At 50.0% G+C, this 14795-nt stretch carries 21 protein-coding genes and 1 rRNA gene; 2 read left to right on the forward strand and 20 right to left on the reverse strand.

Annotated features, from left to right (window positions below):
• The 3 genes from V4U88_RS23615 to V4U88_RS23625 form a co-directional block, all read right to left on the reverse strand.
• A 16S ribosomal RNA gene (locus V4U88_RS23615) occupies positions 1 to 123 on the reverse strand; the annotation flags it as partial.
• A 359-nt stretch (positions 124 to 482) separates the two neighbouring features.
• Positions 483 to 698 (reverse strand): hypothetical protein, encoded by a 216-nt coding sequence (locus tag V4U88_RS23620; RefSeq protein WP_148458062.1) that lies wholly within the window; start codon positions 696 to 698, stop codon positions 483 to 485.
• A gap of 188 nt (positions 699 to 886) precedes the next feature.
• Positions 887 to 1501: a stage II sporulation protein M gene (locus V4U88_RS23625; protein WP_334075683.1), complete on the reverse strand. Its 615-nt coding sequence runs from the start codon at positions 1499 to 1501 to the stop codon at positions 887 to 889.
• Positions 1502 to 1601: 100 nt separating this feature from the next.
• Here V4U88_RS23625 and pdaB point away from each other — a divergent pair, with 100 nt between their 5' ends.
• On the forward strand, positions 1602 to 2411 hold the full coding sequence (pdaB, locus tag V4U88_RS23630) for a polysaccharide deacetylase family sporulation protein PdaB (RefSeq protein WP_334075684.1): 810 nt from the start codon (positions 1602 to 1604) through the stop codon (positions 2409 to 2411).
• Positions 2412 to 2453: 42 nt separating this feature from the next.
• Here pdaB and V4U88_RS23635 read toward each other — a convergent pair whose 3' ends face one another.
• Positions 2454 to 3041: a KinB-signaling pathway activation protein gene (locus V4U88_RS23635; RefSeq protein ID WP_334075685.1), complete on the reverse strand. Its 588-nt coding sequence runs from the start codon at positions 3039 to 3041 to the stop codon at positions 2454 to 2456.
• A gap of 128 nt (positions 3042 to 3169) precedes the next feature.
• On the opposite strand from V4U88_RS23635, the gene gerD reads away from it, so the two are divergent.
• Positions 3170 to 3991: a spore germination lipoprotein GerD gene (gerD, locus tag V4U88_RS23640; RefSeq protein ID WP_334075686.1), complete on the forward strand. Its 822-nt coding sequence runs from the start codon at positions 3170 to 3172 to the stop codon at positions 3989 to 3991.
• A gap of 40 nt (positions 3992 to 4031) precedes the next feature.
• On the opposite strand, the gene V4U88_RS23645 is transcribed toward gerD, so the two are convergent.
• The 16 genes from V4U88_RS23645 to map form a co-directional block, all read right to left on the reverse strand.
• A complete protein-coding gene (locus V4U88_RS23645) occupies positions 4032 to 5165 on the reverse strand; it encodes an Mrp/NBP35 family ATP-binding protein (protein ID WP_334075740.1) in 1134 nt (377 codons plus the stop codon).
• Positions 5166 to 5227: 62 nt separating this feature from the next.
• A complete protein-coding gene (gene cwlD, locus V4U88_RS23650) occupies positions 5228 to 5998 on the reverse strand; it encodes an N-acetylmuramoyl-L-alanine amidase CwlD (RefSeq protein WP_334075687.1) in 771 nt (256 codons plus the stop codon).
• Positions 5999 to 6094: 96 nt separating this feature from the next.
• Positions 6095 to 7264 carry a sulfate adenylyltransferase gene (sat, locus tag V4U88_RS23655; protein ID WP_334075688.1) on the reverse strand — a complete coding sequence of 390 codons (1170 nt, stop codon included), beginning with the start codon at positions 7262 to 7264 and terminating at the stop codon, positions 6095 to 6097.
• Between the two features lie 33 nt (positions 7265 to 7297).
• Positions 7298 to 7990, reverse strand: coding sequence for a phosphoadenylyl-sulfate reductase (locus V4U88_RS23660; protein WP_334075689.1), 693 nt, complete (start codon positions 7988 to 7990; stop codon positions 7298 to 7300).
• 269 nt (positions 7991 to 8259) lie between these two features.
• Complete coding sequence (gene rpsI, locus V4U88_RS23665) at positions 8260 to 8652, reverse strand: 30S ribosomal protein S9 (protein ID WP_148458053.1); 393 nt, start codon at positions 8650 to 8652, stop codon at positions 8260 to 8262.
• Between the two features lie 20 nt (positions 8653 to 8672).
• Positions 8673 to 9110 carry a 50S ribosomal protein L13 gene (gene rplM, locus V4U88_RS23670; protein ID WP_334075690.1) on the reverse strand — a complete coding sequence of 146 codons (438 nt, stop codon included), beginning with the start codon at positions 9108 to 9110 and terminating at the stop codon, positions 8673 to 8675.
• Positions 9111 to 9364: 254 nt separating this feature from the next.
• The gene (locus tag V4U88_RS23675) at positions 9365 to 9730 is read right to left on the reverse strand and encodes a TFIIB-type zinc ribbon-containing protein (RefSeq protein ID WP_334075691.1); all 366 of its coding nucleotides are present in this window, start codon (positions 9728 to 9730) and stop codon (positions 9365 to 9367) included.
• A 276-nt stretch (positions 9731 to 10006) separates the two neighbouring features.
• Positions 10007 to 10810: a tRNA pseudouridine(38-40) synthase TruA gene (gene truA, locus V4U88_RS23680; protein WP_334075692.1), complete on the reverse strand. Its 804-nt coding sequence runs from the start codon at positions 10808 to 10810 to the stop codon at positions 10007 to 10009.
• A gap of 108 nt (positions 10811 to 10918) precedes the next feature.
• Positions 10919 to 11284, reverse strand: a complete 366-nt coding sequence (gene rplQ / locus V4U88_RS23685; protein WP_334075693.1) for a 50S ribosomal protein L17 — start codon at positions 11282 to 11284, stop codon at positions 10919 to 10921.
• A 35-nt stretch (positions 11285 to 11319) separates the two neighbouring features.
• The gene (locus V4U88_RS23690) at positions 11320 to 12264 is read right to left on the reverse strand and encodes a DNA-directed RNA polymerase subunit alpha (RefSeq protein ID WP_148458049.1); all 945 of its coding nucleotides are present in this window, start codon (positions 12262 to 12264) and stop codon (positions 11320 to 11322) included.
• 130 nt (positions 12265 to 12394) lie between these two features.
• Positions 12395 to 12790 carry a 30S ribosomal protein S11 gene (gene rpsK, locus V4U88_RS23695; RefSeq protein WP_018753969.1) on the reverse strand — a complete coding sequence of 132 codons (396 nt, stop codon included), beginning with the start codon at positions 12788 to 12790 and terminating at the stop codon, positions 12395 to 12397.
• A 19-nt stretch (positions 12791 to 12809) separates the two neighbouring features.
• Positions 12810 to 13178: a 30S ribosomal protein S13 gene (rpsM, locus tag V4U88_RS23700; protein ID WP_148458048.1), complete on the reverse strand. Its 369-nt coding sequence runs from the start codon at positions 13176 to 13178 to the stop codon at positions 12810 to 12812.
• 20 nt (positions 13179 to 13198) lie between these two features.
• Positions 13199 to 13312, reverse strand: coding sequence for a 50S ribosomal protein L36 (gene rpmJ / locus V4U88_RS23705; protein ID WP_003333770.1), 114 nt, complete (start codon positions 13310 to 13312; stop codon positions 13199 to 13201).
• Between the two features lie 191 nt (positions 13313 to 13503).
• Complete coding sequence (infA, locus tag V4U88_RS23710; RefSeq protein ID WP_006676514.1) at positions 13504 to 13719, reverse strand: translation initiation factor IF-1; 216 nt, start codon at positions 13717 to 13719, stop codon at positions 13504 to 13506.
• A gap of 2 nt (positions 13720 to 13721) precedes the next feature.
• A complete protein-coding gene (locus tag V4U88_RS23715) occupies positions 13722 to 14036 on the reverse strand; it encodes a KOW domain-containing RNA-binding protein (protein WP_334075694.1) in 315 nt (104 codons plus the stop codon).
• Between the two features lie 3 nt (positions 14037 to 14039).
• Positions 14040 to 14792 (reverse strand): type I methionyl aminopeptidase, encoded by a 753-nt coding sequence (gene map / locus V4U88_RS23720; RefSeq protein ID WP_334075695.1) that lies wholly within the window; start codon positions 14790 to 14792, stop codon positions 14040 to 14042.
• Between the last annotated feature and the right edge of the window lie 3 nt (positions 14793 to 14795).

Consider the following 14795-nt stretch of genomic DNA (forward strand, 5'->3'; position numbering starts at 1 on the left):
GTGTTACTCACCCGTCCGCCGCTAACCATCAGAAGTGCAAGCACTCCATCAAGTCCGCTCGACTTGCATGTATTAGGCACGCCGCCAGCGTTCGTCCTGAGCCAGGATCAAACTCTCCAATAAAGTTGAAACTCATTGAATAAGCTGATAGCTCATTTTGAATCTGACGAGAAAGGATTGAATTTCAATGCCGGCGTAAACCGGATTGGAATTCATCCAAATAATTCTCATTTTAATACTCACTCGTTGTTCAGTTTTCAAAGATCAACTTCGTTTCTTTCGTCATCGTTGTGTTTCAGCGGCGACTTTTATAATATACCACAGTGAGCTAGGTTTTTGCAAGAGTTTTTCGAAAGTTTTTTATATCCAAATCTTTACTTCGAATGAAGCTCACTTAGCTGTCCCCAAAAAAAACGGAACGCTTGATAATTTATCACATCTCCAAAGGGGATGTCAATCCCCAATTTATCTACCTGCCAATCTTACAGAACAATCCGCCTAGCATACTTTGAGAGCTCTTTGGAAGGGGCGAACCTGGCGTACATCCGAAAAACGGTCTTATATCGGTTGGCAATGGCGCGTCTGATTTCGCGATCCAGCCGCTGGTCGCTCAAATCAAGCAGCATTTCATCCAGTTCTTTGCGCAGCACGTAATCAAGTTCCTTGCATTCCTTTTCGTTAAACAGCATTCCCAGCATGGCATAACAGCTCCTCTTCATCGATAGTTGAGATTTATACAAGGACTAAGTTAGGACGTATGGCGACTGTTTATAACTTACATTTCCTGGGTATCAAATGTTTAACCTCTTACCCGTCCGTATAAACTCGTTCTTTTGAACCGCTTTACTGTTATGCTCACTTTCCGGGAAAATTATGACACTTCACTTCAACGCATAAGGTGATAAGTAATCGTGCTTTCTATAACGGCCGCGATCAGGAGGAACACCACAATCCAGAAAGCTCCCCTCCCCGCCGAAGCAAAAAAACCCCGCCACTTCACGGTCCGGTCCGCCCGATCTCTCGCCCCCAATTCGCCCAATCCTTTTAGAACAACGAAACCAAACTGCATGCCAAAGCCCGCCGCTACCAAAATAGCGGGAATCTCGATAATTCCGTGCGGCAGCAAGCCAAATACAACAAGCTCAAACAGGTTTGCTCCTTGCGCGGCGGCAAGCGACACAACCAGCCCAAGGACCATCCCATTCATAAGCAGAAAAATGGCCGGCATTACTCCCAACAAGGCTCCAAGAAAAATTACCGCCACGCTTTTTAGCGCATTATTTAAGAAAATAAACGTAAAAAAGCTAAGCTCCGGCGTCGAGGATTTCGATAGCTCATGGCTGTACTCCTGAAGCTTGGCAATATCCGGCGCCACCAACCCGGCAATGGTGTCGGATCCAGCCGCCCCCAGCGCAATTCCCGCCACAAAAAGGGCAAGCGATAAAAACATCATCTTTTTGTAACGTCCCAGATCCATAAAGAATAGTCGAGGTGAAAGCATATGCATAAGCCTCCTAATCAAAGTCATAAAGCAAAAAGGTACGAGCATACATTAGACAAGCGGAGTAATTCTATTCTGATGACGAGAGGGGCAACCATCAATGAACAATTTCTTCTATGTCCTGAACGGGAAGAAGATCAAAAGGTTCTTTTTTGTCTTCGCAGCAGCCCTGTTTGCGGCAGGCGTAATTTATGTGGAACAAAGCCATATTACCGTTTTCTCCGAAGAGAGCAGCCCGACTGCCATTTACAGCGTTTCCACAAACCAAAAGGTCATCGCGTTGACCTTCGATATCAGTTGGGGAGATAAGCGTGCGGAACCTATTCTGAAAGTTCTCAAGGACAACAACGTTCAAAAGGCGACCTTCTTCCTCTCTTCCCCATGGAGCAGGACCCATCCGGACACCGTCAAAGCCATCCAACAGCAAGGGTATGAAATCGGAAGCCATGGACACAAACACACCAATTACAGCGAGCTAAGCGACGAAGAGATTACCAAGCAATTGAGAACGGCTCATACTATTTTAACCGATGTGACCGGAAAAGCACCAAATCTGCTTCGTCTGCCTAACGGAGACTTTGACAAACGCGTGCTAAGTATCGCCGATGACCTCGGGTACAAAGTGATCCAATGGGATACCGACTCCCAGGACTGGATGAACAAGGGGACGGATACGATTGTGAACAGAGTCGTGAGCAAAGCGCATCCAGGCGATATCGTACTGTTCCATGCCAGCGATTCCGTCAAGCAAACGCACGAAGCGCTGCCGATCATCATCAACGAGTTACGGAAGAAAGGATACGAATTTGTCACGGTTTCAGACATGTTGCAGGAAGCTGGAGTAAAGGGAAATCAGGTTAGGGATCAGGCTTGGATTTGGCAGCAGGTCGATACGGCAGCGGGAATGTGAAAGGAAAAAGAAGCCCGGTATGGATAACCGGACTTCTTTTTGTTATGCGTTCTTAGGCTGCAATATGCGATGCAAAATCAAAATTTGGTACGCGTTGCACGCGATTAGCGGTGCCGCAATCCAAGCCGTCGCCTGATCCACTCCGATTTTCAGTACGCCGACGGTTTCCACAATCGTGACCGCAATCATAAAGAATAATGTGGGTATCCAGGCTGTGGCGTTGGTCATCCTTGCTTTTAAATAAGCAACCACAACGGCTACAACGAACAAAATCAGGCCCAGAATCATATCCGAGGCTCCTCTGCTCTCCCCACCCACAAACGTGCGGAAGAACATCAGCTCCAGCAGCGCCAGCGCAGTAAGAACAATTTGAATGTATTGCCAGGTCATGCGGGAAAAAACACCGGTCCCCATGTAGTTCACCATCATATACGCAAAGAAACCCATTTGGGAGTAAACACTGACCATTATGCCAACGCCAAGCAGGATGCCGACATTTACGAGGAAATCCGCCGTTCCTTTCAGCTCGACCGTATTTGTCCCTTGCAGCAGCAAACCTACGATCAATGAACCTGCGGCACCGACAACCAGCGTCGTCCAAAACAAATAAAGCCATCTTTTTAAGTTCAACCGCGACACCCCCACTAACGAAATATTTTACCAACGATCCCGGTAAAAAACCATGGTTTTCGGTTGGATAATTCCTTTTTTCCGACCGCATACTAATGACCAGCAACAAGCATAAGGAGGAAGGAACCATGAAGTGGCAGGGTTATCGATGGTTTGTATGCATCTTATGTTTATTCACTCTTCCGCTGGCAGCCTGCGGTTCTGAACAAGGCTCCTCCTCATCACAAGGCGGAGTCAGCTATAAAGACACTAAATCCATGGTCATTGATATCCTGAAGACCGATGACGGTAAAAAAGCCATTTACGAAGCCCTTAGCGGGGGAACCAGCTCCGGCGGCGGAGAAGGTGGCGGAGAAGGCACCGAATCCGGCTCCGGCGGCGGTGAATCCGGCGGCAGCGGAGGCGGTTCGGGGGGTGCTTCCGGCGGCGGTTCAGGGGGCGGTGGCTCCGCCAGCGGAGGTACGATGGGCATCAAAATGATTCTTCCTGGGCAATCCTCCGACCAGATCCGCATGGCCGTCAAAGACACGATCACCTCGCCCGAGTATAAGAAGGAATTCGAAAAAATCATGACGGATCCAAAGTTTGCCGGGGACTTTGCCAAAGCGATTAATACCCAAAGCAAACAGATGCATATGGATCTCATTAAAGATCCGACGTATCAAAAATCCATCAGCGAAATTATGAAGTCGCCGGAAGTCATGAAGATGTTTCTGGATTTGACGAAGACTTCAGATTTCCGTAAACAGTCCATGACTGTAATGCAGGAAGCCATGCAAAGCCCTCTATTCAAAATGGAAGTGATGGAACTGCTGAAAACCGTCGTTCAAGAACAGCTTCAGCCGAAGGTGGAAAAGGCTCCTAAGTCGGGTGAAGAAGGCGGACAAGGAGGCGGCAGCCAAGCAGGCGGTAGCGGTGGAGGCGAAGGCGGCGGTGGCGGAGGATCCTAGTCATCCGAAGCTGATCCGAAAAAAAGACTGACCCAGGGGGTCAGTCTTTTGTAAACTTTGCGATGATTTGGGAAGCTAGCTCACTGTAAATTTGTCCGACAGGTGTGTCAGCCTTATACACGGAAGGCGAAAAATCGGGCTCGGCCGGATGGTTGTCCGGCGCGCTGACCGGAATTTGCGCCAACAACTCGGTATGCAGCGTTTCCGCAAGACGCCCTCCCCCGCCCCGGCCGAAAATATAATCCTTCTGTCCGCAAGCCGAACATTCGTAGTACGCCATATTTTCAATAACCCCTAGCACCTCATGCTCGGTTTTTAGCGCCATAGCTCCCGCTCTGGCGGCGACGAAGGCCGCGGTCGCATGAGGGGTGGTCACGATGATTTCCCGGCTCTGCGGAATCATCTGATGCACATCCAGGGCGATATCCCCCGTTCCCGGAGGGAGATCGAGCAGCATGTAGTCCAGCTCGCCCCAATGCACATCGTTGAAGAATTGGCGAAGCATTTTCCCCAGCATCGGACCGCGCCAAATAACAGGATTGTTATCCTGGATAAAAAAGCCCATGGACATCACCTTGACGCCGAAGCGTTCTACCGGAATGATCGCTCCTTCTTCCACGGTGGGGGCCGTTTCGATCCCCATCATATCCGGGACGCTGAATCCGTAAATGTCCGCGTCGATCAGGCCGACCCGTTTGCCTTGCCTGGCCAGGGCCGCCGCCAGATTCACGGTTACGGTCGATTTGCCGACCCCGCCCTTTCCGCTGGCAATCGCAATAAAATGCACGCCTGACTTCGGATCCAAAATCGGCAGGCGCTCCAGTCCCGCGCCATGTCCCTTGAGAGGCCCCTCCGTACCCGAAGCTGAAGAGGATGATGCGGAAGATGAGGCCGCCTCATCCGGTCCCGCTCCCGCGTTCGCCCGCTCTTGTTCCGACGCTTCGCGAAAGCGGAGGTGCACGTTTGTAATGCCGGTTTCCGCTAGACGAAAGCGGATTTCTTCCTCGATTCCCTGCTGCGACACCCCGTCTTTATTCAGGCAAACGACGGTGAGGGCGACTTTATCTTCCTTTATCATGATATCCCGAATCCACTGCAAGTCGACCAGACTCCGCTGTAACGCAGGTTCTGCGACAGGGCGCAGCACCGCTTCCAGCTGCTCCTTCGTAATCAATGACAGCACCTCGACTTTATATGATATAAGCAACTACGTCTATTATGACATTTATTATATCATTACTTGCCGCTGTCCGCTGATTTTCCCGCCCCTTCCCCCGACGCGTACCTCAGAAGCCCCTGGTAAATGGAAGCCGCCACTTTTCGCTGATAGCTCTCATCCCCCAGCAACCCGGATTCCTCAGGGTGAGAAAGAAACCCCACTTCTACGAGGGCAGCCGGGATTTTCAAAGCCTGAAGCACATATACCGGTTTATCCGATACTTTTGCCACCCTGTCCGTATTCTCCAGATTCCGCCGCAATTCCTGTTGGATCAAATCCGCCAAATTGGCGCTGTTTCCGTTGTTCAAATAATAAAACGTCTGCGCCCCCCGCCAGCGCTCGGAAGGCACGCTGTTCATGTGAATGCTTATAAATAGGTCGGCCTGCTGTTCCTCAATGAAACGGACGCGCTGCTTCAAGTCCTCGGTCTTCCGCTTGCTGTACCCTCTCGTCTCGGCCCCCGCCAAATCTTTATCGACTTCCCGGGTCATCACTACAATGGCTCCGGCCTGCTGCAAATAATCGCGCAAATATAACGCCACCGCGAGGTTGATATCTTTCTCGATCAGCCCTTGCTTGCTGACAGCCCCCCCATCCGGACCGCCATGTCCGGCGTCCAGTACGATCTTCTGGCCCGCGAGCGGGAGACTCCAGTAGTTCCATACTTTTGCCGCAGGCATTTCATAGATCGTCAGCCCCACCAATACGGCCAACAGACAAAGCCCGATCAACGCCTTCTTGATGTGACCGAGGGGAATCCACACCGTCACTTTATCTTGGGAGTCCATAAAAAATCCACCTCCGTCCATAATGACATTAATCATCATATGGGACGAGGTGGACAAATATGCCGATAGCCGTAAGCTAATGCTATTAAGCTAGTATTATATAGTTACCTGGTGGCTCATGCCTTCAATCAGAACTTGAGCTACTTCCGGACGGGTGAATTCCGGCGGCGGGCAAATCCCATCGCGGAGCAAGCCTCTTACTTTCGTGCCGGAAAGGGTCATATGATCCTCTTTCGGGTGCGGGCACGTTTTGCTGGACGCCATGTTCCCGCATTTGGTACAAAAGAAGCTATGCTCGAAAAACAGCGGCGAGATGCCCAGTTCCTCGGCCGTAAAGTTGGAGAAGATCTCCTGTGCCTCGTACGTGCCATAGTAATCGCCTACGCCCGCGTGGTCGCGGCCGACGATGAAATGGGTACAGCCGTAATTTTTGCGCACCATGGCATGGAATATCGCCTCTCTCGGCCCTGCATAACGCATAGCAGCGGGAAATACCCCAAGGAAAGTGCGATCTTGCGGATAATAGTTCTCCAACAACACCAGATAGCTCTTCATCCGGACGTCAGCCGGAACGTCATCCGATTTCGTCTCCCCGACAAGCGGGTTGAGGAAGAGTCCATCTACGATCTCCAGCGCGCTCTTCTGAATATACTCATGGGCCCGGTGCACCGGATTGCGGGTCTGGAAGCCGACGACGCGTTTCCATCCCTTCTCCGCAAAGATCCGGCGGGTTTCCGCAGGGTCAAAATAAAACTCGCCGAACCGTTCCGGTTGCGGGCGGTTTAACACCGTCACCTCTCCGCCGACATAGAACGGGGAACGTTCGAACAGTTTTTTTACACCCGGGTGTTCCAGGTCATCCGTTTTAAAAACATGCACAGCCTCATCGCGCTGATTCACTTTGTAAATGCTGCCTACTTCCAACAGACCGTAAATCACACCATCATGTTCGCCGGTAAGGGCGATGGTTTCCCCTATCGAGATTTGAGCCGCATCCGCCTCGCTGACAGAAAGTGTAATCGGAATGCTCCATACAGTTCCGTCGGCCAGGCGCATCTTCTTGACAACAGAGCGGTAATCCTCTTCGTTCAAAAAGCCGGTCAGTGGAGAAAAAGCTCCAACACCAATCAGATCCAGATCGGAGATACTCCATTTGTTGATAGATATGGTTCGCAGTTTCTCCGCCTCTTTCAACAAGCGCTCCCGTTCTTCCCCGGTAGCCAGCCTATTGATCAAACTCCCGCCATGCGGTAAAATTGCCGTCATCTCATTTCTCCCCTTATCCCAGCCCGTGCTGAATTATTTATGCAGTCCGCACTCCGTCTTCTCCGAATCCGCCCAGCGTCCTGCTCGCGGATCTTCGCCCGGCATCACCGGACGGGTGCAGTGTTCGCATCCGATACTCGGATAGTTCCGGTCATGCAGCGGATTGTACAGAACGTCATTTTCCCGGATATAATTCCATACGTCCTCACTCGTCCAACTGGCCAGCGGATTGAATTTGACGAGGCCGAATTTGACGTCGTATTCGATCTTTTTCGCATTGGCACGCGTAGGGGCCTGATCACGGCGAATCCCGGTGATCCAGGCATCATATTTCGAAAGGATGCGTGTCAGGGGTTCCACTTTGCGGATATTACAGCAAGCATTCGGCTCGGATTTCCACAATTCGTTGCCGTACTGAAGCGCCTGTTCCTCGGGCGTAATCTCCGGCGAGACCCTAACAAAATCCAGATTGTAGCGCTCCGCCATGGCGTCGCGGGTTTCATACGTCTCTTTAAAATGGAAGTCCGTGTCCAGATAAAACACGTCCGTGGACGGACTGATCTGCTGCAGCATATCGACAATCACAACGTCCTCGGCCCCGAAACTGCAGGCAAAAGTAATGTTCGGAAAAGTTTCTACCGCCCAAGCAATCACTTCCTGCGGAGTTGCCGATTCCAACTCCTCCGCCTTCGTAGTGATCAACGCTTCTTTTTCAAGCAAATTCATCTTTATTCGCCCCTCCAATTATAAAAAAACAAAATAAAAAAAGACGGTGTGCGCACGCGAAATAATACCTACTAAACAGATTAGAATTATATATTTAGTATAGGGTATTCTTTCGATAAGTCAACACTATTATATTTGCAGGGCGATTGTCCCGTGAACGCATGACATGCCGATTTCTTTTGCATGACATTAAGGGTTTTACGGATCTGCTCAGGCAAAAATAAAAAAAAGCCCCTGGCCAATAATGGCCAAGAGCTTCCTTCCAAATATTAACGTTTCGAGAATTGTGGCGCGCGACGAGCGGCTTTGAGACCGTATTTCTTACGTTCTTTCATCCGTGGGTCACGAGTCAGGAATCCTGCTTTCTTCAACGAACCACGGAACTCAGGGTCTGCTTTCAGCAGAGCGCGAGCGATCCCGTGACGAATTGCGCCGGCTTGACCGGAGATGCCGCCGCCGTGAGCGATGACGATGACGTCATAGCTGCCGAGCGTTTCGGTCAAACTCAAAGGTTGTTTAACGATCAGTTTGAGGGTTTCCAAACCGAAATATTCATTGATATCGCGTTTATTGATGACAATGCGTCCTTCACCCGGTACAAGGCGAACACGAGCTACCGAATGTTTACGACGACCTGTCCCATAGTATTGTACTTGTGCCATGAAACTGTCCTCCCTTTTAATTATCCGCGAAGTTCGTAAACTTCAGGTTTTTGTGCTGCATGTGGATGCTCCGTGCCGGCATAGACTTTCAGTCTCAGCTTCATTTTCTCGCCTTGGCGAGTTTTAGGCAGCATGCCATGTACAGCGGACTCAATTACACGTTCAGGCTTCGAGTTCAAAAGATCCTTGGCAACTGTCACTTTCAAACCGCCTGGGTGCAGGGAGTGACGATAGTATTTTTTGTTCTCCAATTTCTTACCGGTCAGAGTAATCTTCTCGGCATTGATGACTACGACGAAGTCGCCGCCGTCAACGTGTGGAGTGAATTGTGGTTTGTGTTTGCCGCGGATCAGTGCAGCTACTTCGCTTGCCAAACGGCCCAACGTTTTGCCTTCGGCATCAACAAGGTGCCAGTTGCGCTCTACTTCGCTTGGCTTCGCCATATAGGTGGTACGCATTTAAAAGATCCTCCTTCATTCTCGTTCAAAATGGTTCGTCAATGCATAAAACGATCTGGCGCTTCGGGTACCAAGACCGCTTTCTGCCATTTATGTTTCATCGTCGTTATATACATGTTTGTTAATTCTAAAGGCCTTGCTATGCGGTCTTCTTAACTGGGGGCTGTGGGATAGCCGTTAAGAAAACACAACTTTTATTTTACAGGATGAGGCTGGGTTGCGCAAGTCTTTTTCTGATAAAAAAGCTCCCGATATTATTCAAACAGATCTCCGAACACATCCAGGACCGATTTCTTCTTCTTGTGCTTATAATGCCCCTGCGGATACCCTTGGTAATGACCTGGCTGCGGCGGTCTGTTATCGTGCTTCGAGGAAGGCCGATGGCCGTAGTCCGAATCCGCATACCGGGAATCCTTCTCTCTCCGGTCATAAGACGGTTCCCGGTCATGGCTCTCATACCATTCATTAAAAGCCGGTCGTATTTGCCGCACCTCATTCATCAGCTTCTCCAATTCGCCCCGATCCAGCCATACGCCTTTACAGTCGGGACAAACATCAATCAGAACTCCGTCTTTTTCAACTTCTCTCATACGCACATCATGACATACAGGACACTTCATTGGGTAAAAGCCCTCCTAAGGTTCTATAGTTTTATTTGCTATATAAATTGAACTATTGATTTGCATGTGGGGCAGCCGTGTGAAATGTTCTTCCGATCGCAAAGGCTAGCCTTGGCTTATGCTTCCGATGCAGCTTTCTTGCAGAAAGCTTGTAGCTTCTCCAGAATCATTTCACACTCTTGCCTATTGCTAATTCTTTAGTTCAACTTATATAGATGCTGTCGCATTCCGCTTTCGTATTGTTACGTATAAGAAGTTTAGGAGTTTCGTTAAAATTTAAGATTTCGCCGTAGGATCGGGAGCCCCCGCCAGGCCCTCATATTCTACACTCCATAGCATAAGCCCCTTGCTCTCGGCTGTCGGACCTGCCTCGGCCCGATCCTTGGCCTCCAGGGCGGTCTTCATATCCTCGGGCCTGCGTTTCCCTTCGCCCACCTGAAGCAAAGTCCCTACAATGATTCGAACCATATGCTGCAAAAAACCGTTCCCGGTCAAGTAGATATGAATAATCCCCTGTTCATGGGTACCCGCTCCATCAAGGCGATCATCGATCTCAATCCGGGCTTCATAGATGGTTCTCACATGACTTTGCTTCGTGGAGTGCCTTGATGCAAACGAGGTAAAATCATGCGTCCCCACCAGGTGTCTCAATCCTTCACGCATGGCCTCCACATCCAAGGTCCCCGGGTGATGCAGTTGATACTGGCGGTAAAACACATCGAACACCCGATTGCCGTTGATGGTGTAGCGATAAGTTTTCCGTTTCGCGGACCGCCTGGAGTGAAAAGACAGGGGCACCTCCATGGCCGACGTAATGCGGATATCGGAGGGAAGACGGCCATTTAAGGCATGACGCCAGCGCTCCACCGGAATTTGCGAGGCGGTCGTAAAATGAAAGGTTTGCGCCCGGGCGTGTACGCCCGCATCCGTCCTTCCGGACCCATGGATCTTTATCTCTTCCCCCGTCAACTGGCGGATCGCTTCCTCCAGATGATCCTGAACGGTATTCCCGCCGGGCTGGGTCTGAAAGCCAAAATAGTGGGTACCGTCATAACTTAGCGTCATCAGCAGATTGCGCATGCCGCCTCCCCCTTCTTCGTATACCTAGCGGACATAGAAAAACTCTCCGCAGCCAAGCCAAAACGGCGAGTCTCAGAGAGTTTAACTGTGGTTGGGGATATCCCCGAATTACGCCCGGTCTACCAGTTCCAGATAAACCATAGGGGCGGAGTCGCCGCGGCGTGGTCCCAGTTTCAGGATACGGGTGTATCCGCCTGGACGCTCGGAATAGCGGGTAGCCAGCTCCGAGAACAATTTTTGGATTGCGTCTTGCTGGCCGTCGATCGATTCGCGACGAACATATGCAGCCACTTGACGACGGGCATGCAGATCACCGCGTTTTGCTTTAGTGATCAGCTTCTCGGCGATCGAACGAACTTCTTTCGCTTTGGCCTCAGTTGTTTGGATGCGCTCGTATAAGAACAGGTCGGTTACCAGGTCACGGAACAAAGCTTTACGCGCACTGGAATCGCGGCCCAACTTTTGGTATGCCATGAGTTTTCCCTCCTTCGCTAGAACGATTAAGCAGTCTATTCTTCCGTACGTAGACCCAAACCAAGCTCTTCAAGCTTCTCTTGAACTTCCTCCAAAGATTTGCGTCCGAGGTTGCGGACTTTCATCATATCTTCTTCGGTTTTGGTTGTGAGCTCTTGTACCGTATTAATACCGGCACGTTTGAGGCAGTTATAGGAGCGGACGGAAAGATCGAGCTCTTCAATCGTCATTTCAAGCACTTTCTCTTTCTTGTCTTCTTCCTTCTCGACCATGATTTCGGCGTCCTTCGCTTCATCCGTGAGTCCCACGAAGAGGAAGAGGTGCTCGGTCAGAATTTTCGCACCGAGGCTTACCGCTTCTTCAGGTCTAATGCTGCCATCGGTCCATACTTCAAGCGTAAGCTTGTCGTAGTTGGTCACTTGGCCAACACGTGTATTCTCTACAACGTAATTGACGCGAGCAATCGGGGTATAGATCGAATCGACGGGAATGACACCAATCGGTTGATCATCTCGTTTGTTCCGATCTGCCTGAACATAACCACGACCACGGCCGGCATAGATGCGCATGTGAAGTCTCGAACCCGGTTCCAGCGTTGCGATATGCAGATCCGGATTCAATATTTCAACATCGCTGTCCGCACGGATATCTCCTGCTGTGATGACGCCTTCGCCTTCAGCATCGATTTCGAGAATTTTCTCTTCATCGGAGTGAATTTTCAGCGAAAGAGCCTTCAGGTTCAGAATGATCTCCGTAACGTCCTCCATAACCCCCGGAATCGTCGCGAATTCATGCAGAACACCATCGATTTGGACCGAGGTTACCGCAGCACCCGGCAGAGAAGAGAGCAAAATCCGGCGAAGCGAGTTGCCCAGTGTGGTGCCATATCCACGCTCAAGTGGTTCTACTACAAATTTCCCATAGGTGCCTTCATCGTTAACTTCTACGGTCTCGATTTTCGGCTTTTCGATTTCTATCACGAAATTACCCCTCCTTCAAAACGTCGTTCCTTGAAAACCGTCATGTTTACTGAAGTCTATCATGTAGTATGCCTAAACAACCATTGTTACCAAACGATGATGTTGTTATACCACATAAGAGCAAACTTCATTACACACGACGACGTTTCGGAGGACGGCATCCGTTATGAGGAATTGGAGTCACGTCTTTAATCATGTTAACTTCCAGGCCTGCAGCTTGCAAGGAGCGGATAGCGGCTTCACGACCGGCTCCAGGACCTTTAACCATAACTTCGACGCTCTTCATGCCATGTTCCATAGCCGCTTTCGCAGCGGATTCCGCAGCCATTTGAGCGGCAAACGGAGTGGATTTACGGGAACCTTTGAAACCAAGACCGCCGGAGCTGGCCCAGGAAATTGCGTTACCGTGCGGATCCGTAATTGTAACGATCGTGTTGTTGAAGGTGGAGCGGATATGTGCCACACCAGATTCAATGTTCTTACGGTCACGACGTTTCGTACGTACGACTTTTTTTGGTTTAGCCATTGTCTGTTATCCCCCCTTCTTATTTCTTCTTGTTCGCTACAGTACGACGAGGACCCTTACGAGTACGGGCATTCGTCTTAGTACGTTGTCCGCGAACCGGCAATCCACGACGGTGACGCACACCGCGGTAGCAGCCGATTTCAATCAAACGTTTAATATTCAAGGAAATTTCACGACGCAGGTCACCTTCCACCTTGACCGTTTTGTCGATCGTTTCGCGTAGTTTGCTAACCTCATCTTCCGTCAAATCACGAACACGAGTGTCCGGATTGATGCCTGTTTCAGCCAGGATTTTCTGAGAAGTCGTTTTACCGATTCCGAAAATGTAAGTTAAGGCGATCTCAACGCGTTTATCACGTGGCAAATCCACACCAGCTATACGTGCCATTTTACGCTACACCCCCTTCTTTAACCTTGTTTTTGTTTGTGCTTCGGATTTTCGCAAATCACCATGACATTGCCTTTGCGACGAATGACTTTGCATTTTTCGCAAATGGGCTTTACAGAAGGTCTTACCTTCATGTTGATTACCTCCTAAAAGTTTTACGGATGTAAAACTGACTTCGAGAGCATATGCCCAGCTTTGCGAAGCAAAACTCTCTTGCAAGGATGAACTATGAACTAAGTTTTACAGATGTAAAACGAACTTCTCAACTCATCGATTACTCAACCTGAATATCATAACACATATTTGTTCCAATTGGTATTGGAATCTATTTACGATACGTAATACGACCTTTACTCAGGTCATAAGGCGACAATTGTACTACCACTTTGTCTCCCGTCAGAATCCGGATAAAGTGCATGCGCAGCTTCCCGGAAACGTGAGCGAGGATCTGATGTCCGTTCTCCAGCTCTACGCGAAAAGTAGCGTTCGGCAACGGTTCGATCACCGTACCTTCGACTTCAATGACATCTTCTTTGGCCACTGTCATTCTCCTTTCTCTTCAGCATTTGGTTTGGCGGATTCCATATAAGCGTTCACGGCATGCCGCAGTTTCCCGTTGGTTACCCGACCGCTTTCCTGCAAACTATGAATGACCTCGCTGCTGATCATAGGTTGAAGATCAAGATGCTGTACATTTTTCCGTTTAGGCTGGTCAAACTTGCGTTTGTCCCCATCCGCGATCAAGACGAATCTCTCATCCACGATCCCGACGATTACATAAACGGAGCCTGCGTCTCTTCCCCTCAACGTTTTCGCGATTTGCCCGATTTGAGGTTCAGGAAGTTCTTTCACTGCCATCACCTACGCATCCAGTTTCGTGAAAATTTCCAGACCATCCGAGGTTACCGCTACGGTATGCTCAAAATGAGCACACAATGAACCGTCCACCGTAACGACCGTCCAATCATCTTCCAGCGTTCTAACGTACCGCTTGCCGGCGTTGACCATCGGCTCGATCGCCAGCACCATGCCAGGCTTCAGCCGCGGCCCGCGATCCGGGGTGCCGTAGTTCGGAATTTGCGGTTCTTCATGCAGCTCGGTTCCGATGCCGTGACCGACATATTCCCGTACTACCGAGAAACCGGCATTTTCAATATGCTGCTGGATCGCATGCGAAATGGTATACAAGCGGACATCCGGTTTGACGAGCGCAAGACCGGCATACAGCGATCCTTCGGTGACTTCCAGAAGCCGTTGGGCTTCTTCCGAAATCGTACCGACCGGATAGGTCCAAGCCGAATCTCCGTGATATCCCCGGTATTCAGCGCCGATGTCAAGTGTGATGATGTCGCCTTCATTCAATTTGCGTTTGCCGGGAAATCCATGTACCAATTCTTCGTTGACCGAAGCGCAAATGCTGTAAGGAAAACCGTTATAACCTTTAAAAGACGGCACAGCGCCTTGACTGCGAATGAACTTGTCGGCGATTTGATCGAGTTCTCCGGTCGTAATCCCAGGCTCGATCGATTTCGCCATGAGCCTGTGCGTTTCCGCTACGATACGCCCCGCTTCTCTCATAAAGCCCAGTTCCGTTTCGGATTTACAAATGATCATTAC

Source organism: Paenibacillus sp. A14 (assembly GCF_036864815.1).
Lineage (GTDB): Bacteria > Bacillota > Bacilli > Paenibacillales > Paenibacillaceae > Fontibacillus > Fontibacillus sanfengchensis.

Coding starts and splice junctions, on each gene's coding strand:
- V4U88_RS23675 (WP_334075691.1), bottom strand. CDS start 9,730: ATGAAGTGTCCTGTATGTCATGATGTGCGTATGAGAGAAGTTGAAAAA.
- rpsI (WP_148458053.1), bottom strand. CDS start 8,652: ATGGCACAAGTACAATACTATGGGACAGGTCGTCGTAAACATTCGGTA.
- rplM (WP_334075690.1), bottom strand. CDS start 9,110: ATGCGTACCACCTATATGGCGAAGCCAAGCGAAGTAGAGCGCAACTGG.
- gerD (WP_334075686.1), top strand. CDS start 3,170: ATGAAGTGGCAGGGTTATCGATGGTTTGTATGCATCTTATGTTTATTC.
- rpsK (WP_018753969.1), bottom strand. CDS start 12,790: ATGGCTAAACCAAAAAAAGTCGTACGTACGAAACGTCGTGACCGTAAG.
- rplQ (WP_334075693.1), bottom strand. CDS start 11,284: ATGGCATACCAAAAGTTGGGCCGCGATTCCAGTGCGCGTAAAGCTTTG.
- rpsM (WP_148458048.1), bottom strand. CDS start 13,178: ATGGCACGTATAGCTGGTGTGGATTTGCCACGTGATAAACGCGTTGAG.
- map (WP_334075695.1), bottom strand. CDS start 14,792: ATGATCATTTGTAAATCCGAAACGGAACTGGGCTTTATGAGAGAAGCG.
- rpmJ (WP_003333770.1), bottom strand. CDS start 13,312: ATGAAGGTAAGACCTTCTGTAAAGCCCATTTGCGAAAAATGCAAAGTC.
- truA (WP_334075692.1), bottom strand. CDS start 10,810: ATGCGCAATCTGCTGATGACGCTAAGTTATGACGGTACCCACTATTTT.
- pdaB (WP_334075684.1), top strand. CDS start 1,602: ATGAACAATTTCTTCTATGTCCTGAACGGGAAGAAGATCAAAAGGTTC.
- V4U88_RS23620 (WP_148458062.1), bottom strand. CDS start 698: ATGCTGGGAATGCTGTTTAACGAAAAGGAATGCAAGGAACTTGATTAC.
- V4U88_RS23625 (WP_334075683.1), bottom strand. CDS start 1,501: ATGCTTTCACCTCGACTATTCTTTATGGATCTGGGACGTTACAAAAAG.
- V4U88_RS23715 (WP_334075694.1), bottom strand. CDS start 14,036: ATGGCAGTGAAAGAACTTCCTGAACCTCAAATCGGGCAAATCGCGAAA.
- V4U88_RS23660 (WP_334075689.1), bottom strand. CDS start 7,990: ATGAATTTGCTTGAAAAAGAAGCGTTGATCACTACGAAGGCGGAGGAG.
- cwlD (WP_334075687.1), bottom strand. CDS start 5,998: ATGGACTCCCAAGATAAAGTGACGGTGTGGATTCCCCTCGGTCACATC.
- sat (WP_334075688.1), bottom strand. CDS start 7,264: ATGACGGCAATTTTACCGCATGGCGGGAGTTTGATCAATAGGCTGGCT.